The sequence below is a fragment of the Streptomyces sp. MAR4 CNX-425 genome (assembly GCF_048656465.1).
GTDB lineage: Bacteria > Actinomycetota > Actinomycetes > Streptomycetales > Streptomycetaceae > Streptomyces.
In genome coordinates this window covers 359,148-382,932 of sequence record NZ_JBMDLF010000001.1, presented here as the reverse complement: position 1 = coordinate 382,932, position 23,785 = coordinate 359,148, and the positions used below count along the sequence as shown (strand labels likewise).

The following is a 23,785-nucleotide window of genomic DNA, read 5'->3' as shown; positions in this document are numbered from 1 at the left end:
TCTGCTGGCCGGATGACGATCTCGCAGCCGTATCCGGCCCCGTATCCCACCGTCCCGTACGAGCCGCTCGGTGTGCCGGCGCCGGACGCCGAGGAGCGCAGCCGCGCCTTCCACGACGCCATGACGCGGCGCCGCACCGTGCGGGACTTCTCCCCGCGCCCGATCCCGGACGGCGTCCTGGAGTGGGCGGTGCGCACCGCCGCCACCGCCCCCAGCGGCGCGAACGTGCAGCCCTGGCGGTTCGTCGTCGTCACCGACCCGGACCGCAAGCGGCGGCTGCGGGAGGCGGCGGAGGAGTCGGAGCGGGAGTTCTACGCGCGCCGGGCCTCGCCGGAGTGGCTGGCGGCGCTGGCGCCGCTGGGCACGGACTGGCACAAGCCGTTCCTGGAGACGGCGCCCGCGGTGATCGTCGTCTTCGAGGTGCACAAGGGGCCGCAGAGCCCGCGCCCGTACTACACCAAGGAGTCGGTCGGCATCGCCGTCGGCTTCCTGCTCGCCTCGCTGCACCAGGCGGGGCTGGCGACGCTCACGCACACGCCGAGCCCGATGCGGTTCCTGGGCGAGGTGTGCGAGCGGCCCGCGGAGGAGCGGGCGGCGTACGTGATCCCGGTCGGCTACCCGGCGGACGGGGCGCGGGTGCCGGACATCCGGCGCAAGGAGCTGGACGACGTGCTGATCCGGCTCTGAGGCGCCGGGCCCCCTGCGCGTCGTACGCCGCGAGCCTGGGCCCGTGCCGAGCCGTGCCGCCGCGCAGCGCGCGGCCGGGGACCGTGCACCGACCGTTGACCGCGCAACGCGGCGCGCTTAGTCTGATGCCCGCATGCCAGTAAGCGCTTTCTAATGGCGGATTCAGACGCGGGAGAGGCGGTTGTGCGCATGAACGGCAGGCACGAGACGGACCCCGGAGCAGACGGGGCGGGCAGGTCCCGGAAGCCGGCGGCCGGCGCGATGGGACGGCGCGCACTGCTCGCCGCGGCGCTCGGCGCCGGCACGGCCGCCGCGCTCGGTGGCGCGGCCGGTCCCGCCGCGGCGGCCGACACGGCGGCCGGGGGCGGGTGCCACGGCAAGCGGCGTATCCCGCCCGGCGGCATCGGCATGCACCTCTACACCATGCGCCGGCCCCTGGCCACCGACTTCGCCGGCACCCTGCGGCAGCTCTCCGACATCGGCTACGCCACCGTGGGCGTCAGCGGCCGGCACGGCCACAGCGCCCGGGAGATCCGCGGCATGATCGACGACGCCGGGCTCGAAGCCGTGCTGGAGCACGTCGGCTACGGCACCGTCGCCGGCAGCGGCCTGCCGCAGGCGATCGAGGACGTTCACACCCTGGGCGGCAAGTGGGTCGTCGTCCCCAGCCTCCCCGGCGGGATGCACTCGCCGGCCGGCTTCCGCGAGGCCGCCCGCGCTCTGAACGAGGCGGGCCGCGCCTGCCGCGACGCCGGTCTGCAGCAGGTGCTCTTCCACAACCACGGCGGCGACCACGACACCGTGGACGGCGAGGTGCTCTTCGACATCCTCGTCAACGAGACCGATCCTCACCTGGTGGGCTTCGAGTTCGACCTGTACTGGGCGGTGCGCGGCGGGGCCGACCCGCTCACGTACTTCCGCCGGCACCCCGGGCGTTTCCCCGCGCTGCACGTCAAGGACATGGCGCCGAACGGCGACTTCGCCGACGTCGGCTCCGGCGTGCTCGACTTCGCGGAGATGTTCCAGGGCGCGAAGAGCGGCGGGGTCAGGCAGTGGCTCGTCGAGCACGACAACCCCTCCGACCCGTTCGCCACGGCGCGCAACAGCTACGAGCACCTCGAAGCGCTGCGCTACTGACGCGCGCCGCCGGATCACCGAGCGCCTCCGGCGCCTCCCCGGGCGGGGGGCGCGCCGGGCGGACCCGCACCCGGGCGGGTGTCCGCGGGTCCCGGCGCGGCGGCAGCGGCCCTCTCGGCGGGCTCTCCTGGCTCCCGCCGACGGCCGCTGCCGCCGGGCCCCGCTACGGCCGGTTCAGCGCCCTGGCCGCACCCGCGGCCACGGCGGTGGCGAGGACCCAGCCGGCCGCGACGAGCAGGTACGCCACCCACCGCGAGCCGCCGTCGGGCGTGAACGCGGTGCCCTGGCCGAAGTCGACGACCGGCAGCAGCGTGTCGAGCGTGTAGACGAACGGGTTGAACACGATGTCCTTCCCCGGCTCCAACGGCCGCGGCCGTTCCGCGTGGAAGAGCAGCGAGCCCAGCACCAGCAGCCCCGCCAGCCAGCCGACCGCGAGCTCGGGACGGTAGCCGTAGCCGACGGTGACGTCCTGGACGAGGCCCCAGGCGCGGGCGTACCAGGGCAGCCGGGCGCGGCGCGCCCGCTGCTTGGCGAGCAGCACGCGGCGGGCGTCGTCCTCGTGGCCGAGCCGGCGGTACACCGCGGCGAGCTGCTCGTACGGCTGCGGGACGTACGCGCCGTCGCCGCGGCGCAGCCAGGGCAGCCGCTCGGCGGCGGAGAGCGGGCTGTCCAGCTGCTCGTAGACGGCGCCGTCGAGGTGGACGCGGGACGGCCACGAGCCGGCGGTGTCGAGCAGCACGCCGAAGGTGGAGTGCCGCAGGTCTAGGGCGCCGGCGAGGCGGCCGGTGCGAAGGTCGGCCTCCGGGGCGCTGGTGCGGCGGACGGACAGCGCGACGGCGTCGGGGGTGTGCCGCGCGACGCTGCTGCCGCCGAGGTCGAGGCGGCCGGTGAGCTGCGAACCGGACAGCACGACCCGCCCGGTGGCCGTCACGCGGTCGCACTCGACGTCGCCGCCGGCCTGGATCCCGTACGCATTGAGGGCGGTGCCCTCCGCGTCGCCGCGCAGCTCCGCGCCGCTCATCACCAGCCGGCTGCCGATGGCCGTGCCGGCGATGCGCACCTCGCCGCGGGAGCGGAAGCCGTCGTCGAGCACGACGTCGGAGCCGATGTGCGCGCCGGGGACGTCGAGGGTCCGCCCGCCCGGGTGGTCGAGCGTGGCGGCGCGCAGGAACAGCGCGCCGGTGATCGCGGCGCCGCGGGCGGCGAGCCTGCCGGTGGCCGCCAGCCGGTACGCGGACAGGTCGCCGTCGATCTGGATCCGGGCGGCGTCGAGCGCCATCCCGTCCGGGGCGGCGTCGAGGGTGGCGGCGCGCAGGTCGACGCTGCCGCCGATGCGGGCGCTGCGCAGCACGATCGTGCCCCCGGCGGTGAAGCCGTCGCGCATGAGGACGTCGTTGTCGACCTGGAGGCGGGTGGCGTCGAGCGCGTGGCCGTCGGGGTTGTGGAGCCGGGCGCCGTTGAAGATGAGGGTGCCGGCGATGCGGGTGGCGACGAGCCGGACCTTGCCGGTCGTCGTGCAGCCGGTCATGCGGAGGCTGCCCTCGGCCCAGAGGTGGGAGGCGAGCAGGCCGGGCAGGTGCGAGCCGTTGAAGCTGAGCCGGCGGGTGCGGGCGCCGTAGAGGTCGACCGACTCCTCGAACGAACAGTCCCGGAGTTGCAGATGGTGCTCTATCTCCGCGTGGTCGAGCGCGAGCCGGCCGGCGATCCGGGCGCCGACGAGGTGGATCCCGGCGGTGTGCCCCGACTCGGCCTCGCGCGCGCCGAGCAGCAGCGCGGCGACGACCTCGGCGCGCACGACGCGCTCCGGGCCCCAGGCGGCGCCGCGGGCCGGGTCGTCCGTGGCGGGGTCGCCGACGCGGAGGTCGACGCGGCCGGCGGTGGGGAAGGCGTCCCACAGCCGCCGCTCGGTCGGGCTCAGATCCTCCGGTCCCACGTGTGCCGTCCCCCTCGTTCCCCGCGCCGAACCCGGCGCGGGCGCGCGCCTGCGTCCGCCCCGTACTCAACCACCCCCGCGGGCCCCCCGGTTGGGCGGCCCACCGGATCACCGCGCGGCACGGCGCCGGGGCCGGGTGGGCGCGGGCGGCCCGCGGGCCCGGCGCGCGGAGCAGCCCGAGGGCGCCGCCCGGCGCCGGGCGGGGCGGGGCCCGGGAAGGGCCGGACGCCGGGACGCCGGGAGGCCGCCCCGCGGACACGGCGGCGAGCGCTGCGGTACCGGAGAGGCGCCCCCCGGGCACGCCGAGCGGCCCCGTCGCCGACCGCGTATCCTCCCGCCGACCGACCGACCGACCGACCGACCGACCGACCGACCGACCACGGCCCGGCACCGCCGCCGGGCCGGGCCGGGCAACTCCCGCAGGACCCGCGCCCGTCCACCGCCGCCGGGGTCGGCCGCCCGCGGGCCCGCGCCCGGGCGCCGCCTACCGGCCCGCCCCCTGCATCATGGAAGCGTGCGGCTCGAAGCGATCACCTGGGAGCGGCTCACCGACGCGCTGGTCGAGCGCGTCGCGGAGTCGCAGGCGGCGGACGGCGGCCCGTGGCTGCGCGTCGCGGTGGACGGCGCCCCCGCGGCGGAGCCGGGTGCGCTCGCCGCCCGCGTCGGCGACGGCCTGCGGGTCCGCGGGCGCGAGAGCCTCGTCCTCGACGCGGGCGCGTTCCTGCGGCCCGCCTCTCTCCGCTACGAGTTCGGCCGCGAGGACCCCGACGCGTACTACGACACCTGGCTCGACACCGGCGCGCTCTGGCGGGAGGTCTTCGGCCCGCTGGAGCCCGGCGGTGACGGCCGGGTGCTGCCCGACTTCTGGGATCCCGGCACGGACCGCGCGACGCGCAGCCCGTACACGCAACTCCCGCCCGGCGCCGTCGTGCTGCTGCACGGTCCGCTGCTGCTCGGCCGCTGGTTCCCCTTCGACCTGGTCGTTCACCTCCGTCTCTCCGCCGCCGCCCTCTCCCGGCGCACACCGGAGCGGGACCGATGGACACTGCCCGCCTTCGCCCGCTACGAGGAAGAGGCCGACCCCGCCGCGGCCGCGGACGTGCTCATAGGACTCGACGACCCGCGGCGGCCGGCCTGGCGCCCGGAGCGGCCGTAGGCGGTCGTCAGCGGTTGTCGGCGACCGCCACCGGCCGCAGGAGGTCGCGGCGTGGCGGCGTCAGGGCAGCCGCTTCGGCCCGGGCGGTTCGTCGTCCTGCCGCACGGGCTCGTACGGGGGTATGGACCGGCCCGGCTGGAAGTGCGGGCCCTGTCTGATGTGCCGGAGCACCACCACCATGTCGACGGCGGTGATCGCGGCGAGAGCCGCGGTCACCGCGGCCCAGACCGGTTCGTCGACGACGATGAAGAACACCGTGCCCGCGACCATCCAGAGCACTCCCCAGAGGGACAGCCAGAAGCGCATCCGGAGCGGAGTGCGGGCGTGCACGGGCTCGTCACCGGAGCGGTTCGGCCTCATGCTCAGCACCTCCTGCCTCCAGCATCCGGCCATCCGGGGGGCGGGGTCCAACGCGGCACGCTGCGCGTACGACCGCCTACCGCGCGCAGCGCGCCAGGGATATCTGCCGGCCCGGCTGCCACACGGCTTCGGGCAGCCCCTCCGCCCGCTCGGCGTCCGCGAGCCCGTCGGCCCGGCGGGCGGCCCACGCCGCCGCCTCCGGCCCGTCCCGGCCGTCCGCCGGCGCGCCGGGCCGGCCCGCGCCGGTCGGCTCCGTACGCTCCGCCAGCTCCGCGACCAGCCCCGCCAGATCCAGCCCGGCCCCCTCGGTCTCGTCCACGTCGCACGCGGCCAGGCCGAGCTCGTGCTCCGCCGACTCAAGCTCGTCGACAACGTCGTGGTAGTCCATGCCTGGAAGCTACAACCCTCCACTGACAACGCCCGCCCCGCCCGGCCTCTGTGCCCTTTTTCCCCCGGCATATGACGCCCTGCCGCAGACGCCCCGCTGCGCCGCGCTCGCGCCCGCCCCGCCGCGGCCCGCCCCGCCGCCGACGGCCCCGGCCCGTACCGGGCAGTCGGCCGGCCGCCCCCGGTTGTTACCGTGACCGGCGTGACCACGCCCACCCACGGCGACGGCCCAGTGGGCCAGCCCGGCCAGCACGGCCCCACCGCCACCACCGAGATAGACCCCCGCGCCGCCGGCGACGTCCGCACCTCCTACGCCCCCGACCCCGACGGCGACCCGGACCCCGGCGAGATCGTCTGGACCTGGGTGCCGTACGAGGAGAACGACGGCCGCGGCAAGGACCGCCCCGTCCTCGTCGTCGCCCGCGAGCGCGCCGGCACGGTGCTCGCCGTCCAGCTGTCCAGCAAGCGCCGCGACGACGACCACGACTGGGTACGCATCGGCGCCGGCCCGTGGGACCGGGCGGGCCGCGACTCGTGGGTCGACCTGGACCGCGTGCTCCGCCTCCACGACGGCGGCATGCGCCGCGAGGCGTGCTCGCTCGACCGCCAGCGGTTCCACCTCGTCGAGCACCGCCTGCGCCTGCGCTACGGCTGGCGCTGACCCCGCCCGCGTACGGACGCCGCTGCCCTCACCGCGCCGTCAGCACCCGCGGCCCGTCCTCCGTGACCGCGACCGTGTGCTCGACGTGCGCCGCCCTGCTGCCGTCCGCCGTCCGCAGCGTCCAGCCGTCGTCGTCCACCCCGTACGCGTCCGAGCCGCCCGACAGCAGCATCGGCTCGATCGCCAGCGTCAGCCCGTGCCGCAGCCGGAAACCCCGCCCCGCGCGCCCCCGGTTGGGCACGGGCGGGTCCTCGTGCATCCGCCGCCCGATGCCGTGCCCGCCGAAGTCCGCCGGCATCCCGCAGCCCACCTCGGCGGCGACGCGCCCCACGGCGGACGAGATGTCCCCCAGCCGCCCGCCCGCGACCGCGGCCGCGATCCCGGCGTCGAGCGCGCGCTGCGTGGCGTCGATCAGCGCGGTGTCCTCGGGCCGCGGCGTGCCCACGGTGAAGCTGATCGCCGCGTCGCCCGTCCAGCCGTCCAGTTCGGCGCCGCAGTCCAGGGACACGAGGTCGCCGTCGCGCAGCCGGTAGCCGGTGGGGATGCCGTGCACGATCGCGTCGTTGACGGAGGTGCAGAGGACCGCGGGGAAGGGCGTGGCGGCGAACGACGGCCGGTAGCCGAGGAACGGCGATCCCGCCCCCGCCTTGTCCAGCACCTCCCGCGCGACCTCGTCCAGCTCCAGCAGGCTCACCCCCACGCCGGCCGCGTCCCGCGCGGCGGCGAGGGCGTCGGCGACGACGCGCCCGGCCTCGCGCATGGCGTCCAGCGCGGCGTCGTTCTTCATCTCGACCATGGCGTGACTCTCCCTCGGGTTCCCCAATTACTATACCGGTATTAGTATCACGCTCATGGTTCGCACTCCACTGACCCCCGAGGAGCGCCGCCGCGGCGAGCGCTTCGGCGCCCTGCTGCGCGCCGCCCGGGGCGAGCGCAGCATGACCGACGTCGCCGCCGCGGCCGGCATCTCCGCCGAGACGCTCCGCAAGATCGAGACCGGCCGCGCCCCCACCCCGGCGTTCTTCACGGTCGCCGCCCTGGCCGCCACCCTGGACGTCTCCCTCGACACCCTGGCCGGCGCCTGCGCCGTACCCGGGCCGGAAGCCCCCGCAAGCGCCCCCGCGGACCGGGCCGTCCACGCGGCGTAGTCCCCGCGGTCAACTCCCGCGCCCCGCATCGCCCGACCCGGTGAGTCCGCGGCCGCGGCGCCGTAGCCGCGGCCGGCGGCGGGCAAGGCGCAGCCATGACGTACGCGCACGGCCCCCGCGAGACCCCGCACGGCGACTGGGAGACGCGCTACCGCGCGGCGCTCGCGCGCGCCGGCGGCCGCGGGGAGGCGCTGCTGACGGGAGCCGCGGCGCTCGCGCTGTACGGGTTCCGCAGCGTGCCCGCCGCCGCGGACGTGCGCGTGGTCGACGTCCTCGTACCGCCCGCCCGGCGCCTCACCCCGCCCCCCGGCGTACGCGTCCACCAGCCGCTGCGCCGCCTGCCCCCGCCCGTTCACCTGCCGCCGGGGCTCCCCGCCGCACCGCCGCTGCGCGCAGCCGTCGACGCCGTACACACCGCCCTCGACCGCGACCGCACCGCCGCCCTCCTCGGCGAACTGCAGGACACCCACGGCACCCCGCCCGCCGACCTGGCGACCGCGCTCCGCGCCGCCGCCCTGCACACCCGCCCCGACGTCGCCGCCGCGCTCGCCGCCCTCGGCCGCGCCGTCCGCCCGCCCGCCGAGACCCGCGCCCGCGCCTTGATCGCCGCCGCCGCCCTGCCGCCCCCACTCTGGGGCGTCCCGCTGCACCTCGACGGCTACTGGCTCACCACCCCGCACGCCCACTGGCCCCGCACCGGCGTCCTCCTCCACCTCGCCGAGCCGCCGTACCGCGACGACGACGGCACCGTGGACCACCACAACGCCCTGGAATCCCTCGGCCTGCACCTCGTCCACACCACGCCCCACCAGCTGTTCCGCGAACCGGACGCCTTCACCGCCGCCGTCCGCGAAGCCCTCGCCGCGGCCCCGCACGGCCCGCCCGGCGAGCGGCTGCGGGCGCGCCCGTGGCGCAGGCGGGTGGACAAGCGGGTGCGGGACGGGGGGAGTTAGCGCCGGGAGACGTCGCGGGCAGGTGGAGGCCCCGCCGCTACGCCCCCTGCCCGGGCCGCCCCGGCCGCCCGCCCGGGGTGCGGACCGCCGTCGCCGCCGTCGCGCACCCCGCCGCCGCGGCTTCGCGCGGCGCGCGTCCCGCCTGCGCGGCGGCCAGATACGCGCCCGCGAAGGCGTCGCCGGCGCCCGTCGTGTCGAGCGGGGTGACCGGGGTCGCGGGGACGTGCACGGCGGGGGCGCCGGGGGCGGCGAGGTGGGCGCCGCCGGCGGCGGCGGTGACGACCGCGGTGGCGTCGAGCGCCGCGGCCAGGGCGCCGGCCGCGGCGGCGGGGGAGGGCAGGCCGGTGAGGAGCGTCGCCTCCGCGGCGTTGGGGAAGACGGTGTCCGCGCTCGCGATCGCCGCGAGGAAGTCCCGTACGCCCGACCGCGCGATGAATCCCTCCGACGCCGGGTCCACGCTGACCGTCGCCCCACGCGCGCGTGCCCCCGCGGTGACGAGCGCGGCGAGGGCGCGGCCGGGGGCGGTGAAGTACAGGTAGCCGGAGAGGTGTACGTGCGTGACGCCGGCCAGCAGCTCCGGGTCCCAGTCCGCCGGGCCCAGCCGGAACGCCGCCCCGCTGTCCGTCAGGAACGACCGCTCGCCGCCGCCGTCGACCAGGGCGACGACCTTGCCCGTGGGCGCCGCGGGGTCGACGCGGACGTGTGCCTCGACCCCGGCGCGCAGCAGCGCGGCGCGGTGCCAGTCGGCGGAGTCCCGGCCCGCGCGCGCCAGCAGGCGCGCCCGCGCGCCGCAGTGCGCCGCCCACGCGGCGACGTTCGCGCCGGCGCCGCCGGGCAGGATCGCGATCTCGGCCGGGGTGTCCGTGCCGGGGGCGAGGGGCGCGGCGTGGCGGGCGACCACGTCGGTGACGACGTCGCCGACCACCAGCAGCACCGCGCCGCCCGTCACACCCGGTCCCGCACCCGCCGCCGCCCACGCGCCGCCCGGCGCGCGCGGCAACTCACGCGGCGTCCTGCACCGCGATCTCCGCGGCGAGCCGCACGTTGCCCCGTACCGCCGCGAGGTTCGCCGCCAGCGACGCCCCCGCCGTGTGCTCCGTGAGGTACGCCAGCAGGAAGGGCGTGATCGCCTGCCCGCTCACCCCCCGCCGGTCCGCCTCCCGCAGCGCGTCGGCCAGCACCGCGTCGTGCACCGCGGGGTCCAGCTGCTCGCCGGCCGGCACCGGGTTGGCCACGATCACCGCCGACGGCGGCACGCCGAGGTCCCGCTGGGCGCGCAGCACCGCCGCGGCCTCCGCGGGCGTACGGACCGTCCACTCCACCGGCTCGCCGGAGGTCCGCAGGTAGAACCCCGGGAACTCCGCCGTGCCGTAGCCGAGCACCGTCACGCCCAGCGTCTCCAGCCGTTGCAGCGTCGCCGGCACGTCCAGGATCGACTTCACCCCCGCGCACACCACCGCGATCCGCGTCTGCGCCAGCAGCCGCAGGTCCGCCGACTCGTCCTGCGACTCCGCCCACTCCCGGTGCACCCCGCCGAGACCGCCGGTGGCGAAGACGCCGATGCCGGCCCGGGCCGCGAGGAACGCCGTGGCCGCGACGGTCGTCGCGCCGCTCGCGCCGAGGGCGGCGGCCGGCGCGAGGTCGCGTACGGTCAGCTTCCGCACGGCGTCGTCGGACGCGATCCGCGCCAACTGCGCCCCGTCGAGGCCGACGTGCGGGGTGCCGTCGAGAACGGCGACGGTCGCGGGCACGGCGCCGGCGGAGCGGACGATGTCCTCCAGCTCCGCCGCCACCCGCAGGTTGCGCGGGCGGGGCAGGCCGTGGGCGATGATCGTCGACTCCAGCGCGACGACCGGGCGCCGGTCCGCGAGCGCGTCGCGGACCTCGTCTGTCAGGTGCATGAGCCCACGGTACGTGCCGCCGCACCCCGGCGGTCTACGTGTCGTACAGGCCGTCCCACGGCTCGTGGAACCCGAGCCGGTCCGGGTACAACTCCGCCCAGTCCGGCTCGTCTTCGCCGGCGTCCGCGCCGCCGCCCGCGGCGCCCGGCGCCGGCGGCGCGTGCCGCTCGGCGACCAGCCCGAAGCGGATCCCGTCCACCGTGACCTCGAAGGGTCTGATCGCGATGTCGCCGAAGACCAGCCCCGGCAACTCGTCGAGCCAGCCCTCCATCTTCGCGTCCAGCCGCCCGTCCGCGGGGACGCCGGGGCCCGGGGTCCAGATGTCGGAGCCGGTGTGGTGGCCGTCGGCGCCGAAGCGGTGCAGAACGGCGAACCAGCGGCGGTGCTCCAGCCAGTCGGGGCCCATGCGGTAGCCGGGCGGGTACGCGGCGGTGATCGAGGCGAAGAACTGCCCGTCGTCGTAACGGCCGATGTTCTCGGTGCGGTAGCCGGGCTCGTGACGTATCGGGATGACCTCGGGGATCGCCATGGCCCAGACCTTAGGGGGTGGGCGGAACGGCCCGCATCCGGGCCCCGCCCCGGGCGGGCGGCGGCGCGCGCCGCGCGAGCGCGCGGACGCGCGGGGGGCCACACCGGCGGCGGCAGCGCCTACGGTCGGAGAATGGACGACGTTGACCGCGCTGCCGACCGAGACGCCGCCCCGCCCACCGGCGCAACCGACGACTCCGACGCCACCCCGACCCCCGCCCGCCCCCTCCTCCTGCTCGACGTCGACGGCCCCCTCAACCCCTACGCCGCCGGGGGCCCGCCGCCCGGCTACGGCGAGTACGTGGTCACCGGCATGCCCGCCGGACCCCTCCGGCTGTGGCTGCGCCCGGCGCACGGGGAGCGGCTGCTGTCGCTGCCGTACGAACTGGTGTGGGCGACGACCTGGATGCACGAGGCCAACACGGTCATCGGCGACCGCGTGCTGGGGCTGCCGCCGCTGCCGGTCATCGAGTGGCCGTCGATGTTCACCACCGACGACCCGGACGGGCTGTACTGGAAGACGCGGCACGTCGCCGCCTGGACCGCCGGCCGGACGTTCGCCTGGGTGGACGACGAGATCACGGCGGCCGACGCGGCGTGGATCGCCGAGCACCACGCGGGGGAGGCGCTGCTGCGGCAGATCAACCCCGCGCGCGGACTGGTGGAGGAGGACTTCGAGGCGCTGGAGGAGTGGGCCCGGGAGCTGGAGCGGAGCCGGCCGGGATGAGCGGGCGCGCGGTCCGCCGCCCGCCGCCCGCGTGCCGGGGAGTCAGCCGTCGGCCAGCTCCAGCAGCTTGAGGACCGTGTTCCAGTTGCGGCCGGTCGCGGTCACCGCCAGCCTGCGGCCGGAGAAGTCTGCCGCCAGCTTGGACCGCCCGAGCCCGCCGGGGCACCAGACGTAGACGACGCGGTCGCCGATCTCGTACCGGTCGGGGGCGTACGCCCCGGGGTCGGCGGTGCGGAACCAGGCGTCCTCGGGCGCCGGCCCGGACAGGAACACGGCCAGGAACCGGGACGGCTCCGCGGCCCCCTCCGGCAGCGGGTTGGCGGCGACGGCGGCGGCGACCTCGTCGCGGGTGCGGACGACGACCCCGGCCCGTACCCCGAACTCCTCCGCCACGACCGCCTCCACGGCCGCGGCGGTCTCCTCCGGCGGGGTGCCGGGGTCGTCGAAGACCACGTTCCCGCTCGCGACGTACGTGACGACGCCGCCGAAGCCGCGGCCGGTCAGCGCGGTGCGCAGCGCGGCCATGGGGACCTTGTTCCTGCCGCCGACGTTGACGCCGCGCAGCAGCGCGATCTGCTTGCTCATGCCCGGAGCCTCCCTCGTCCCTCCGTCGTCCCGGCCCGCCCCGGGCCCGCCGACGGCCGTGCCCGTCCGCTCACCGCGTCAGAACAGCGGCTCCGGCAGCACGCCCTCCAGCGCCAGCAGGCTCCGCTTCGTCTCCAGTCCGCCGCCGAAGCCGCCCAGGCCGCCGTCGCTCTCGATCACGCGGTGGCACGGCACCACGATCGGCAGCGGGTTCGACGCCATGGCCCGCCCGACCGCCTGCGCGGCGCCCGGCTCGCCGACGCGGTCGGCGAGGAACTGGTAACTGACGACCGATCCGTACGGCACCCGGGCCGCCAGCTCCTCCAGCACCCGCCGGTTGAAGCCGTCGGACAGCGACCAGTCCAGCTCCAGCCGGAAGTCCCGCAGCCCGCCCGCGAAATACGTCCGCAGCTGCTCCTCGGCCTCCGCTATGTGCCCCGCGGCACCCGCCGGTTCGGCCCCGCCGCCGGCACCCCGGCCCGCGGCGTCCGGAGGGGCGTGGAACCCGACCTTGACCAGCCCGCGGTCCGTGGCGGCGAGGAGCAGCGGGCCGATCGGCGAATCGACCACCCGGCGGCTCTGCCGGGGCGCGCGGGCCTTCGTGACGTCCATGCCGCGAGCGTAGAACACGGCACCGACAACCGCCTCCGCCCGCCGTCCGGCACCCGGGATTCCGCTTCGACGTGGGAAAACGCGCGGGTACCGATTGCGTATCGGCTGCGTCGAGGGCGGGGGGAACCACTTCGGTCCCGACTCGCACAGACCTACGATTCCCTGTGGTTGCCCTGTACATCTGTCGACAATTCCGTAGCCGCATCAGTAGACCGGGAGTCACTCCGTGCTCGCTGCCCCCGTGCCCGTCGACGGGTTCACGTATGGCCTGCTCACCCCCGTCACCGCCTTCGTCATGGCCGCGGTCGGCAGCGCCCTGGGGCTGCGCTGCACCATGCGCGCGCTGACCGTCGAGCCCGCGCGCCGGGCCGGCTGGCTGCTGCTCGGCGCGGTCGCGATCGGCACGGGCATCTTCACCATGCACTTCATCGCGATGATGGGCTTCACCGCCGACTCCGTCCACATCAGCTACGACGTGCCGATCACGCTGGCGAGCCTCGGCGTCGCGATCGTCGTGGTCGGCGTCGGCGTCTTCACCGTCGGCTACCTCGGCCGCACCGCGTTCGCCCTCACCGCCGGCGGCATCGTCACCGGCCTCGGCGTCGCGGCCATGCACTACCTCGGCATGGCGGGCATGAACATGGACCGCGGCCGGCTGGTGTACGACGGCGCGGTCGTCGCGCTGTCGGTGCTCATCGCCGTGGTCGCCGCCACCGCCGCGCTGTGGCTGTCGATGACCGTCAAGCGGTTCGGCGTCGCCGTGGGCGCCGCGCTGATCATGGGCGTGGCCGTCTCCGGCATGCACTACACGGGGATGGCGGCGCTGGAGGTGCAGGCCCAGGCCGTGAACGCGGCGGCGGAGGGCAAGAGCCCGGCGGAGATCCTGGCGCCGATCCTGATCGGGCCGGTGCTGCTGCTGGTGTTCGTCGGGCTGTTCGTCGGGATGGACCCGCTGGAGAACGAGTGGCGGGTGCCCGTCGACGAGGCGGACGCGGGCACCGCCGCCGGCGGAGCCGCCGCCCCCGAGCCGGCGGGCTCGGGAGCGGCGTCGTACTTCGAGCGGCGCGCCGGGCACGGCGGCGGCTGACCGGCGCCCGCGCCCACCGCCCGCGCCCTACTCCGCGGCCACCCCGAAGCCGGCGTCCTTAAGCGCCTCGGCGATCACGTCCGGCTTGTTGGTGATGATGCCGTCCGCGCCCCACCCGGCCAGCTCCACGGCCCGCGCCGGGTCGTCGACCGTCCACGTGTAGCTCTCCAGCCGCTTGCCGTGCGGGCCCTCAAGGGCGTGCACCGCCGCGTAGTACTCCGCGGACATGGTGCCGTGGTTGGAGTTGATCTGGTCGGAGAAGGCGGCGTACTCGGGCAGGTCCGCCACCGCGGGGGTGCCGAGGAAGCCGGTCTTCACGTCCGGCCGCAGCTCGTGCACGGTCTGGATGGAGTCCGCGCCGAAGCTCTGCACGACCAGCTTGTTCCTGACGGCCGCGCGGCTGAGCCAGCCCGACTTGCGCAGCTCGGTGAGGATCTCCTTCTCGATCCCCGGGTACAGCTGCGGCTTCTTGATCTCCAGCACCAGCTTCTGGCGGTTCTGCGTCACCCGCTTCATGTACTGGCGCAGGGTCGGCACCCGCGCGCCCGCCCACTCCTCGCCCTTCCAGCTGCCCGCGTCGAGGGTGCTGATCTCCTTCCAGGTGAAGTCGGCGACCTTCCACGGGGCGCGGCCGGGGTAGAGCTCCTCCACGTTCGTGGTCCGGGCGAGCGTGTCGTCGTGCATGATGACCAGCTCGCCGTCCTTGCTGCGCTGCACGTCGTTCTCGACCCAGTCGATCCCCATCTCGCGGGCCGCGTCGACGGCTTCGAGGGTGTTCTCCGGGGCGACCGCCGAGGCGCCGCGGTGGGCGACGGTCACGACCGGGGCGGCGGAGCCGGAGGCCGGGGCGGAGTCGGCCGCGGACTCGGCGGCGGTCGCGGTGGCGGTCGTGGCGGCCGCGGTGAGCACGATGCCGGCCAGGGCCGTCAGGGCGCCGGACGCGCGCGTAAGCGTGCGGGAGGGCATGCAGTCTCCTCGACTAGAGGTGATCACTTGTCGCCGCAGGGTCCCAGTGGCAGGCGACAGAGTACGAGGCCGGGGATGGCCAGAGATTGAACGCCGATATCGGCGCGGTGAACGCGGGCGGATCCGGGTCGGTGCAGGTGAACGTCCTGGGGAAGCGCTTACTGCCCGCGTCCGGGCGCCGTCGATCTGGCCGGAAATCATCTGGTCGGGTGACCGCATCCTTCGGTATTGCGCCAGGTCGGCGAGGGTGCCCGGGCGATCAGATCCGCGTTGTCGGTGGCGGGTCGTACGGTGGGGGCATGCGGCCCGTCACAGACATCGAACGCACCACGGCCCCCTTCGAGGTCGTCAGCCCCTACCGGCCGAGCGGCGACCAGCCCGCCGCCATCGACGAGCTCGAACGGCGGATCAGGGCGGGCGAGAAGGACGTCGTGCTGCTCGGCGCGACCGGCACGGGCAAGTCGGCGACGACGGCCTGGATGGTCGAGCGCCTCCAGCGGCCCACGCTGGTCCTCGCGCCCAACAAGACGCTGGCCGCCCAGTTGGCGAACGAGTTCCGCGAGCTGCTGCCGAACAACGCCGTGGAGTACTTCGTCTCGTACTACGACTACTACCAGCCCGAGGCGTACGTCCCCCAGACGGACACCTACATCGAGAAGGACTCCTCGATCAACGAGGAGGTCGAGCGCCTCCGGCACTCCGCGACGAACTCGCTGCTCACCCGGCGCGACGTCATCGTGGTCGCCTCCGTCTCCTGCATCTACGGCCTGGGCACGCCCCAGGAGTACGTCGACCGCATGGTGCCGCTGAAGGTCGGCCAGGAGATCGACCGGGACCAGCTGCTGCGCCGCTTCGTCGACATCCAGTACGCGCGCAACGACCAGGCCTTCACCCGCGGCACCTTCCGGGTCCGCGGCGACACCGTCGAGATCTTCCCGGTCTACGAGGAGCTGGCCGTCCGCATCGAGATGTTCGGGGACGAGATCGAGGCCCTCTCCACCCTCCACCCGCTGACCGGCGAGGTGATGAGCGAGGACGACAGTCTGTACGTCTTCCCCGCCTCCCACTACATCGCCGGCCCCGAGCGCATGGCCAAGGCCGTCGCCGGCATCGAGACCGAGCTGGGCGCGCAGCTGGGCGCGCTGGAGAAGCAGGGCAAGCTGCTGGAGGCGCAGCGGCTGCGCATGCGCACGACGTACGACCTGGAGATGCTCCAGCAGATCGGCACCTGCTCCGGCGTCGAGAACTACTCGCTGCACATGGACGGCCGCGAGACCGGCTCCCCGCCGCACACCCTGCTGGACTACTTCCCGGAGGACTTCGTCCTCGTCATCGACGAGTCGCACGTCACCGTCCCCCAGGTCGGCGCCATGTACGAGGGCGACGCCTCCCGCAAGCGCACCCTCGTCGACCACGGCTTCCGGCTGCCGTCCGCGCTGGACAACCGCCCGCTGAAGTGGGAGGAGTTCCTGGAGCGCATCGACCAGACCGTCTACCTCTCCGCCACCCCCGGGCCGTACGAGCTGTCCCGCGGCGACGGCGTCGTGGAGCAGATCATCCGGCCCACCGGGCTCGTCGACCCCGAGGTCGTCGTCAAGCCGACCGAGGGCCAGATCGACGACCTGGTGCACGAGATCCGCACGCGCGCGGAGAAGGACGAACGCGTCCTCGTCACCACGCTGACGAAGAAGATGGCCGAGGACCTCACCGACTACTTCCTGGAGCTGGGCATCCAGGTGCGCTACCTGCACAGCGACGTCGACACGCTGCGCCGCGTCGAGCTGCTGCGCGAGCTGCGCGCCGGCGAGTTCGACGTGCTCGTCGGCATCAACCTGCTGCGCGAGGGCCTGGACCTGCCCGAGGTCTCGCTCGTCGCCATCCTCGACGCCGACAAGGAGGGCTTCCTCCGGTCCGGCACGTCGCTCATCCAGACCATCGGCCGCGCCGCGCGCAACGTCTCCGGCCAGGTGCACATGTACGCGGACAAGATCACGCCGGGCATGGAGAAGGCGATCGACGAGACCAACCGGCGCCGCGCCAAGCAGATCGCGTACAACGAGGAACACGGGATCGACCCGCAGCCCCTCCGCAAGAAGATCAACGACATCGTCGCGCAGATCGCCCGCGAGGAGGTCGACACCGAGGCGCTGCTGGGCACCGGCTACCGGTCCACCAAGCTCGAGACCCCCGGGAAGGCACCGGTGCCGGAGCTGCGGCAGCAGACGAAGGCCGCCGCCCGGGCCGGGGAGGGCGCCGGGGCCGCGCCCTCCGAGACGCCCGCCGCCGACCTCTCCGCGCAGATCGAGGACATGACGGCCCGGATGCGGGCCGCCGCCGCCGACCTGCAGTTCGAGGTGGCGGCCCGGCTGCGGGACGAGGTGGCGGAGATGAAGAAGGAGCTGCGGCAGATGAAGGAGGCCGGGCTGTCCTAGCCCGGGGCACGGGGGCGTGACGGGACCGCGGAGCCCCCGGCCGGGCGTGCGCGGAGCGTGGCCGTACGGGGGCGCACAACCGGTGCTGTGTAGCAGGAGCGCCACAAATCCTCCACCAGGGGGAGCACAGGGCCGCTGTCCTGCGTAATGTTCGTGGCAGCGCGCCGGACATGGCGTGCTCGGAGCAGGAGGGGAAACACAAGCGTGTCGATCAACTTGACCAAGGGCCAGGCCGTCAGCCTGCAGAAGTCCGACGGGGGCTCCCTCAGCGTGGTGCGCATGGGGCTGGGCTGGCAGGCCGCCGAGCGTCGCGGTCTCTTCGGTAAGCGCACGCGCGAGATCGACCTCGACGCCTCCGCCGTGCTCTTCGCCGACAAGCAGCCCGTCGACGTCGTCTTCTTCCAGCACCTCGTCAGCGACGACGGCTCGGTGCGGCACACCGGGGACAACCTCGTCGGCGGCGCCGGCCAGGGCGGCGACGACGAGTCGGTCCTGGTCGACCTGGAGCGGGTGCCGGTCCACATCGACCAGATCGTCTTCACCGTGAACTCCTTCACCGGCCAGACCTTCGAGGAGGTGCAGAACGCGTTCTGCCGGCTCGTGGACGAGAGCAACGGCCAGGAGATCGCGCGCTACACCCTCACCGGCGGCGGCACGTACACCGCCCAGATCATGGCCAAGGTGCAGCGCACCGGCGGCGGCTGGGGCATGACCGCCCTCGGCTCGCCCGCGAACGGCCGCACATTCCAGGACCTCATGCCGTCGATCCAGTCGCTCCTCTAAGGGCGGCGGGACCGGGTTCCGAGGCATGTCACGACGTCGACGGCCGCAGCGAGTGCAGGGGAGGGCCGCATGACGGCCGAACTGGTCCGCGGGCAGAACCATCCACTCCCGCAGACCCGGGTGGAGATCAGGATCTCGGCGGGGAGCCCGGTGACGCCGGGCGCCACGCTGGGCGGAGAGGACGGCAGGGTCAGCGACCCCGGCCGCATCGCGCACCCCGGTGCGCCGCACCTGCCGGGCCTGGAGGTGCCCGGCCAGGCGGCGGCGGAGCACCGGCTGGCGGTCGACCTGGACGCGATGCCGCCGGACGTGGAGCGCGTCCACGTGCTGCTGGCGCTGCCCGCGGGAGTGCCGGGGCCGCGGAGCTTCGGCGCCATCGCGCCGCCGTCGGTGGCCGTCACCGGCCTCGACGGCACGGCGATAGCGCGGTTCGTCATCACCGGCCTGGACAGCGAGTCGGCGGTCACCGCCGTGGAGATGTACCGGCGGTCCGACGCGTGGAAGATCCGGGCCGTGGGCCAGGGGTACGCGGGCGGGCTCGCCGCCATGCTCGCGGACCAGGGCCTGCCGCAGGCCCAGCAGCTCGCCGCGGACGTCGAACGGGCCGTGGCCGAGGGCCTCGCCCGCGCCGTCGCCCCGGCGCCCCCGCCGACCGCGGGCGGGACGACGGGCGCGGGCGCACGGCGTCCGCAGCCGGCCGCCGAGGAGCGGCAGACCCGGTCCGGCCCCGTCGACTACCGCCACCCGCGCCGCGCCACCGCGACCGGCGCGGCGGGCGCCTCGGGCGGCGGGCCCGGCACGCCGGGCGGCGCGTCCGGCGCGCCGCGCGCCCCCGCCACGGCACCCCCGGCCCCCGGGGCCGGCGCCGCGAGCGCCACCGGAGCCGGCCCACGGCCGGGCGCCGGCACCACCGGCGGCGGCGTACCGCCGCAATCCGGCCGCGGCGCCTCGGGCCCGGCGGCGCCGGTCGCCGGCGACGCCGCCGGCTGGAGCATGGAGGAGCGGCTGTACAACCAGGTCTGGGGCATGTTCGAGGACCTGGCCCGCACGGTCGCCGCGTACCGCAGCGCCGTCGACTTCGCCGACTCCCGCATGGACCGCGAGCTCGACCAGCTGCTGGCCGACCCGCGCGCCCGCATGGGCTCCATCGCCGACTCGGCGCGCGCCGAGGCGCTCTCCCGCCACTCCACCCTGGTCGACCGGGCGCGCGAGGTCCTGGACCGCGACCTCGCGCAGCTCGTCGCCGAGGCCGGCGTCGTCGAGCCCGCGCTGCCGCCCGCGTACGCCTCCTGGGCGAGCCCGGTGTGGCACGAGTACGAGGTGCCCGCGGACGCCCCGATGGCCCTGCGCCTGGGCGACCTCCACCTCCCCGAGCACACGGAGCTGCGCATCCCGCTGCTCGTACGGCTGCCGCTGGAGCGCGGCCTGTGGGTGGACAGCGGCACCTCCTCGCTCGGCCCGGGCGCGCTCGACGGCGACCCGGAGCGGGGCTTCCCGGACGCCGCGGAGCGGCGCGCGCTCGCCCTCGACACCGCCGTGGCGCACGCCGCCCGGCTGCTGTCGGTCCACCCGGCGGGCGAGTTCAACGTCCACTTCATCGACCCCGGCGGCACCGCCACCGCGGCGCTCACCCCGCTGCTCCACTCCGGCGTCCTCGCCGAACCCCCGCCGAAGGGCGCCGCGGCCGTCACCGACACCCTCACCCGGCTGACCCAGCGGATCGACCTCGTACAGATGGCGCTGCGCAGCGGCGCGGCCGACGCGCTGCCGCCGGACCTCGACCCGGCCCAGCAGCTCCTCGTGGTCAACGACTTCCCGCACGGCTTCGACGACCGCGCCATCAACCAGCTGCGGTACCTCGCCGACGAGGGCCCGTCGGTCGGCGTGCACCTGCTGATCGTCGCCGACCGCGAGGACGCGAAGGGCTACGGCCCGCTGCTGGACCCGCTCTGGCGCGGCCTGCTGCGCCTCACCCCCACCCCGGACGACCACCTGGCCGACCCCTGGATCGGCCACGCCTGGACGTACGAACCCGCCCGCGCCCCCCTGGGCAGCCGGGTGCTGGAACAGGTGCTGGCCCAGGTCGCCGCGGCCCGCCGCGCGCTGCGCCGCTGACCGCTCGCCCTCGCCGCACACACGGCCCGCAGGCATCGCGCCCGCGGGCCGTTCGCGTTGCCGCCCGCTGACCTCTCTCCACCCTGTGACCTCGGCTTTTGATCAAGACTTTGCCAAGCATTGGCTCTTTCTATACAGTCGAATGTTGGGGGTGAGCTTCCAGTCGTTCAGGTGGAAGGCACGCCCGGCAGCCAAGACGCTGAAGATGCCGGACCTGCCTCGGAGGACGAGTGGACGTATCGCTGACCCTGTGGGTGCTCACGATCGTGGGCCTGTGTGCCCTGATCGGCACCGACTTCTTCGTCGGACGCAAACCCCATGAGGTGTCGCTCAGGGAGGCCGGCACCTGGACGATCATCTGGATCGTCCTCGCCGGACTCTTCGGCATCGGGCTGTGGATCTGGGGCGACAGCCAGGCGTCCGGTGAGTTCTTCGCCGGCTACGTCACCGAGAAGTCGCTGAGCGTCGACAACCTCTTCGTCTTCGTCATCATCATGGGCAAGTTCGCGGTCCCGCCGCAGTACCAGGCCCGGGTGCTCATGGTCGGCGTCCTCATCGCGCTCGTGATGCGCGCGGCCTTCATCGCCGCGGGCGCCGCCCTGATCGCCTCGTTCTCCTGGGTCTTCTACATCTTCGGCGCGTTCCTCATCTACACCGCCTGGAAGCTCGTCCAGGAGGCCAGGGCCGAGGAAGCCGACGAGGAGTGGGAGGAGAACCGACTGCTCAAGGCCGTCGAGCGCCGCTTCGCCGCCACGGACACGTACCACGGCACGAAGCTGTTCATCACCGAGAACGGCAAGCGGCTGATCACGCCGATGCTGATCGTCATGCTCGCGATCGGCACGACGGACCTGCTCTTCGCCCTGGACTCCATCCCCGCGATCTTCGGCCTCACCCAGGACCCGTACATCGTCTTCACGGCCAACGCCTTCGCGCTCATGGGCCTGCGGCAGCTGTACTTCCTGATCGGCGGCCTGCTGAAGAAGCTGGTCCACCTCTCGTACGGCCTGTCGGTCATCCTCGGCTTCATCGGCGTGAAGCTGGTGCTCCACGCCCTGCACGAGTCCGGGGTCCACGTCCCGGAGATCAGCACGGCGGTGTCCCTCAGCGTCATCGGCGGCGTCCTGGTCGTCACGACGCTCACGAGCCTCCGCGCCTCCCGGCGGATCGACGCGGAGCAGGAGAAGCAGAAGGAGACGGAGCCCGCGGAGGCCCGCCGCCCGGGCCCGGGCGACGACTGACGGGCCCACGGAAGTGCCCTGCCCCGGAGGGCGTCCGGGGCAGGGCACGCGGGGCTCCAGGGCGTCAGCGGGGCTTCCGGGCCGCAGCTCTGCGAAGTCGGAAATCGCCACCCCTGAGTCACACCTGCGGGTGACTCGGCGTCATGCCGCGCCCTACACTCGGTTGCCAGGCGTATCCGTGTCGTAGCCGAGGAGCGGGGGCCGCCGTGGACCCAGCGAGCTTAGAAACCGTCCAGGCCGCGGTATCGGCGGCTGCCCAGGGCGGTGCGTCGGAAGCCGGGCGGCAGGCATGGGCTTCTCTCGCCTCCCTGGTCCGGCGGGCGTTCGGCCGGGACGCGGGGGCGCCGGAGGGGGCGGCGCTGCCGCTGGAGCGGCAGGACGAAAGGCAGGTCCGGGCGCTTGCCGCGCTGATCCATGCCCGGGCACTTCAGGACCGCGCGTTCGCCGCGGCGTTCGCCGAATGGCAGAGGTGCCACGAGGAGGCGCTGGGGCCCACGCAGGTGACCAACAGCGTCGGTGGGCATGCCCGGGTGACGAATCTCGTGCAGGGACAGAACGTCACCTGGAACACGAACCCGTAGGGGGCGGTGTGGCGGCCGAGGCCACCGACGACGTCCGCAACGAACTGGAGGACGTCCAGGCCCAGACGGTGATCCAGGCTCAGACCGTCGTCATCGAGGGCGGTTTAGGGCGAGTTGGGTATGCTGGAGCGCCCCCCTCGAAGCTGCTGAGGTTTTCCGTGGCCGACTTCGCCGACCTCGCCCGCCGCGCGCTGCGGGACCGCGGCTACTCGGTGCACGACGCTGCCCGCGCGATCGACCAGGACCCCGGCGAACTCGGGCGCGTCCTCGCCGGGGTCCGGGAGCCCTCGGTGAAGATCGCGAACGACCTCGACGATCTGGTCGGAGCCGGGGGAGCGCTGGCCGGAACGCTGATGCACCCCGACGATTCCGTGCGGGTCGCCGGCATCGCCGGCCACCCGTCCCGTATGGACGAGGGCACGGTCGAGGCCACCGCCGGGGTGCTGGCCGCGTTACGCCGCCTCGACGACTCCGCGAATCCGGAATGCGTGCTGCCGGCGACGCTCGCGCAGATGAGGGAGGTCACGCGCATGCTCAAAGAGGCGCGCGGGCCGCATCGGGACGCCTTCGCCGCGGTGGCCTCGGAGTACATCCAGTTCGGCGGGTGGCTGCTGGCGGAGGTGCGGCGGGACGCCGCGGCCGTGAAGCTCCTGGACGAGGCCGTGGAACTCGCCGACGAGATCGGCAACGGCACACTTGCCGCTCAGGCGCTCAACTTCAAGGGATACCTCGCGCGGCAGCAGGGACGGCAGCAGGGGGTCGCGCGCTGGTTCTCGGCCGCCGCGTACACCCCCGGCGCGCACCCTGCCCAGCGGCTCGGCGATCTGCTGCAGGCGGCCGCCGGGCTGGGGCACCTGGGCAAGCGGGACGAGGCCCTGCGGATGCTGGACGAGGGCGCCCGGCTGATGGACGAGGCCGACAGGCTGCCCCCGCCCGCCACGGCGTACTGGCTGACGCCCGAGTTCAGCCGGCTGTCCTTCGGCCTCTCGGCCCTGGCGCTGGGCCGCCACGACGAGGCGGCCGACCACCTGCGCAGCGGCCTGGCCGGGCTCCCGGAGGAGCTGCGCGGCGCCGCCTGGAACCGCGAGTACGTGGAGGCCCTGGAGGAGGCCGAGGCGGCGCGGTGACCCGGCACCGCCTCGGTCGTTACCAGCCGCGTTCGCGCCACTCCGGGAGGTGGGGGCGCTCCGCGCCCAGGGTGGTGTCGTCGCCGTGGCCCGGGTAGACCCAGGTCTCGTCCGGGAGTTCGGCGAAGACCTTCGTCTCCACGTCGTGCAGGAGGGAGGCGAAGCGGTCCGGGTCGTCCCAGGTGTTCCCGACGCCGCCGGGGAAGAGGCAGTCGCCCGTGAAGACGTGCGGGTGGCCGTGCGGGTCGTCGTAGACCAGCACGATGGAGCCCGGGGTGTGGCCGACGAGGTGGCGGGCGGTGAGGGGGACGCGGCCCACCGTGATGATGTCGCCGTCGTCGACGAGGACGTCCGTGGGGACGTCGATGTCGGCGGCGTCCGCGCGGCCCGCGTAGGTGCGGGCGCCCGTGGCCGCGACGACCGGGGCCAGGGCCTGCCAGTGGTCGCCGTGGCTGTGGGTGGTGACCGCCGAGGTGATGCCGTCGGGGCCGACGAGGGTGAGCAGGGTGTGCGGCTCGTGCGCGGCGTCGATGAGGAGCTGCTCGTCGGTGGCGCGGCAGCGCAGCAGGTACGCGTTGTTGATCATCGGGCCGACGGCGACCTTGGAGATCATCAGGTCCGTCAGCTCGTGCACGTCCGCCGCGCCGCCGACGGTGACCTTGCCCGTGTACGACATGG

25 protein-coding genes are annotated in these 23,785 nt (G+C 74.9%); 14 read left to right on the top strand and 11 right to left on the bottom strand.

Features of this window, described 5'->3' with window-relative positions:
* Nucleotides 1-12 precede the first annotated feature (12 nt).
* Together ACHZ99_RS01675 and ACHZ99_RS01670 are read left to right on the top strand one after the other, a co-directional pair.
* Nucleotides 13-687, top strand: a complete 675-nt coding sequence (locus tag ACHZ99_RS01675) for a nitroreductase family protein (protein WP_420302476.1) — start codon at nt 13-15, stop codon at nt 685-687.
* Nucleotides 688-948: 261 nt separating this feature from the next.
* Nucleotides 949-1,824, top strand: coding sequence for a sugar phosphate isomerase/epimerase family protein (locus ACHZ99_RS01670; protein ID WP_420303175.1), 876 nt, complete (start codon nt 949-951; stop codon nt 1,822-1,824).
* Nucleotides 1,825-1,987: 163 nt separating this feature from the next.
* Here ACHZ99_RS01670 and ACHZ99_RS01665 read toward each other — a convergent pair whose 3' ends face one another.
* A complete protein-coding gene (locus tag ACHZ99_RS01665) occupies nt 1,988-3,757 on the bottom strand; it encodes a hypothetical protein (protein ID WP_420302475.1) in 1,770 nt (589 codons plus the stop codon).
* 514 nt (nt 3,758-4,271) lie between these two features.
* On the opposite strand from ACHZ99_RS01665, the gene ACHZ99_RS01660 reads away from it, so the two are divergent.
* Entirely contained in the window at nt 4,272-4,913 is a 642-nt protein-coding gene (locus tag ACHZ99_RS01660; RefSeq protein ID WP_420302474.1) for a uridine kinase, read from the top strand.
* A gap of 60 nt (nt 4,914-4,973) precedes the next feature.
* On the opposite strand, the gene ACHZ99_RS01655 is transcribed toward ACHZ99_RS01660, so the two are convergent.
* A complete protein-coding gene (locus ACHZ99_RS01655) occupies nt 4,974-5,273 on the bottom strand; it encodes a DUF6343 family protein (protein ID WP_420302473.1) in 300 nt (99 codons plus the stop codon).
* Nucleotides 5,274-5,349: 76 nt separating this feature from the next.
* Complete coding sequence (locus ACHZ99_RS01650) at nt 5,350-5,661, bottom strand: hypothetical protein (protein WP_420302472.1); 312 nt, start codon at nt 5,659-5,661, stop codon at nt 5,350-5,352.
* A 201-nt stretch (nt 5,662-5,862) separates the two neighbouring features.
* On the opposite strand from ACHZ99_RS01650, the gene ACHZ99_RS01645 reads away from it, so the two are divergent.
* Nucleotides 5,863-6,321 carry a type II toxin-antitoxin system PemK/MazF family toxin gene (locus ACHZ99_RS01645; protein ID WP_420302471.1) on the top strand — a complete coding sequence of 153 codons (459 nt, stop codon included), beginning with the start codon at nt 5,863-5,865 and terminating at the stop codon, nt 6,319-6,321.
* A gap of 28 nt (nt 6,322-6,349) precedes the next feature.
* Here ACHZ99_RS01645 and map read toward each other — a convergent pair whose 3' ends face one another.
* Nucleotides 6,350-7,117 carry a type I methionyl aminopeptidase gene (map, locus tag ACHZ99_RS01640; RefSeq protein WP_420302470.1) on the bottom strand — a complete coding sequence of 256 codons (768 nt, stop codon included), beginning with the start codon at nt 7,115-7,117 and terminating at the stop codon, nt 6,350-6,352.
* 55 nt (nt 7,118-7,172) lie between these two features.
* On the opposite strand from map, the gene ACHZ99_RS01635 reads away from it, so the two are divergent.
* Together ACHZ99_RS01635 and ACHZ99_RS01630 are read left to right on the top strand one after the other, a co-directional pair.
* Nucleotides 7,173-7,469 (top strand): helix-turn-helix domain-containing protein, encoded by a 297-nt coding sequence (locus ACHZ99_RS01635; protein WP_420302469.1) that lies wholly within the window; start codon nt 7,173-7,175, stop codon nt 7,467-7,469.
* Nucleotides 7,470-7,564: 95 nt separating this feature from the next.
* Nucleotides 7,565-8,422: a hypothetical protein gene (locus ACHZ99_RS01630; RefSeq protein WP_420302468.1), complete on the top strand. Its 858-nt coding sequence runs from the start codon at nt 7,565-7,567 to the stop codon at nt 8,420-8,422.
* 37 nt (nt 8,423-8,459) lie between these two features.
* On the opposite strand, the gene ACHZ99_RS01625 is transcribed toward ACHZ99_RS01630, so the two are convergent.
* The 3 genes from ACHZ99_RS01625 to ACHZ99_RS01615 form a co-directional block, all read right to left on the bottom strand.
* Nucleotides 8,460-9,356, bottom strand: coding sequence for a carbohydrate kinase family protein (locus ACHZ99_RS01625; RefSeq protein WP_420303174.1), 897 nt, complete (start codon nt 9,354-9,356; stop codon nt 8,460-8,462).
* 67 nt (nt 9,357-9,423) lie between these two features.
* Nucleotides 9,424-10,323, bottom strand: coding sequence for a pseudouridine-5'-phosphate glycosidase (locus tag ACHZ99_RS01620; RefSeq protein ID WP_420302467.1), 900 nt, complete (start codon nt 10,321-10,323; stop codon nt 9,424-9,426).
* 34 nt (nt 10,324-10,357) lie between these two features.
* A complete protein-coding gene (locus ACHZ99_RS01615) occupies nt 10,358-10,852 on the bottom strand; it encodes a hypothetical protein (protein ID WP_420302466.1) in 495 nt (164 codons plus the stop codon).
* 132 nt (nt 10,853-10,984) lie between these two features.
* Between ACHZ99_RS01615 and ACHZ99_RS01610 the strand changes: the two genes are divergently transcribed.
* The gene (locus tag ACHZ99_RS01610) at nt 10,985-11,578 is read left to right on the top strand and encodes a hypothetical protein (protein ID WP_420302465.1); all 594 of its coding nucleotides are present in this window, start codon (nt 10,985-10,987) and stop codon (nt 11,576-11,578) included.
* A 42-nt stretch (nt 11,579-11,620) separates the two neighbouring features.
* On the opposite strand, the gene ACHZ99_RS01605 is transcribed toward ACHZ99_RS01610, so the two are convergent.
* Nucleotides 11,621-12,163: a DUF1697 domain-containing protein gene (locus ACHZ99_RS01605; protein ID WP_420302464.1), complete on the bottom strand. Its 543-nt coding sequence runs from the start codon at nt 12,161-12,163 to the stop codon at nt 11,621-11,623.
* Between the two features lie 78 nt (nt 12,164-12,241).
* Nucleotides 12,242-12,775, bottom strand: a complete 534-nt coding sequence (locus tag ACHZ99_RS01600; protein ID WP_420302463.1) for a methylated-DNA--[protein]-cysteine S-methyltransferase — start codon at nt 12,773-12,775, stop codon at nt 12,242-12,244.
* Nucleotides 12,776-13,016: 241 nt separating this feature from the next.
* On the opposite strand from ACHZ99_RS01600, the gene ACHZ99_RS01595 reads away from it, so the two are divergent.
* Nucleotides 13,017-13,862 carry an MHYT domain-containing protein gene (locus ACHZ99_RS01595; protein ID WP_420303173.1) on the top strand — a complete coding sequence of 282 codons (846 nt, stop codon included), beginning with the start codon at nt 13,017-13,019 and terminating at the stop codon, nt 13,860-13,862.
* Nucleotides 13,863-13,889: 27 nt separating this feature from the next.
* On the opposite strand, the gene ACHZ99_RS01590 is transcribed toward ACHZ99_RS01595, so the two are convergent.
* Nucleotides 13,890-14,828 carry a glycerophosphodiester phosphodiesterase gene (locus ACHZ99_RS01590; RefSeq protein WP_420302462.1) on the bottom strand — a complete coding sequence of 313 codons (939 nt, stop codon included), beginning with the start codon at nt 14,826-14,828 and terminating at the stop codon, nt 13,890-13,892.
* Between the two features lie 299 nt (nt 14,829-15,127).
* On the opposite strand from ACHZ99_RS01590, the gene uvrB reads away from it, so the two are divergent.
* The 6 genes from uvrB (at nt 15,128) to ACHZ99_RS01560 (ending at nt 23,107) form a co-directional block, all read left to right on the top strand.
* Nucleotides 15,128-17,260, top strand: a complete 2,133-nt coding sequence (uvrB, locus tag ACHZ99_RS01585; RefSeq protein ID WP_420302461.1) for an excinuclease ABC subunit UvrB — start codon at nt 15,128-15,130, stop codon at nt 17,258-17,260.
* A gap of 204 nt (nt 17,261-17,464) precedes the next feature.
* A complete protein-coding gene (locus ACHZ99_RS01580) occupies nt 17,465-18,043 on the top strand; it encodes a TerD family protein (protein ID WP_420302460.1) in 579 nt (192 codons plus the stop codon).
* 69 nt (nt 18,044-18,112) lie between these two features.
* Entirely contained in the window at nt 18,113-20,158 is a 2,046-nt protein-coding gene (locus ACHZ99_RS01575) for a TerD family protein (RefSeq protein WP_420302459.1), read from the top strand.
* A 230-nt stretch (nt 20,159-20,388) separates the two neighbouring features.
* Nucleotides 20,389-21,399 (top strand): TerC family protein, encoded by a 1,011-nt coding sequence (locus ACHZ99_RS01570; protein ID WP_420302458.1) that lies wholly within the window; start codon nt 20,389-20,391, stop codon nt 21,397-21,399.
* Nucleotides 21,400-21,605: 206 nt separating this feature from the next.
* Complete coding sequence (locus tag ACHZ99_RS01565; RefSeq protein WP_420302457.1) at nt 21,606-21,980, top strand: hypothetical protein; 375 nt, start codon at nt 21,606-21,608, stop codon at nt 21,978-21,980.
* Nucleotides 21,981-21,988: 8 nt separating this feature from the next.
* Nucleotides 21,989-23,107 carry a hypothetical protein gene (locus ACHZ99_RS01560; protein WP_420302456.1) on the top strand — a complete coding sequence of 373 codons (1,119 nt, stop codon included), beginning with the start codon at nt 21,989-21,991 and terminating at the stop codon, nt 23,105-23,107.
* 19 nt (nt 23,108-23,126) lie between these two features.
* Here ACHZ99_RS01560 and ACHZ99_RS01555 read toward each other — a convergent pair whose 3' ends face one another.
* A complete protein-coding gene (locus ACHZ99_RS01555; protein WP_420302455.1) occupies nt 23,127-23,783 on the bottom strand; it encodes an MBL fold metallo-hydrolase in 657 nt (218 codons plus the stop codon).
* Nucleotides 23,784-23,785: the final 2 nt, after the last annotated feature.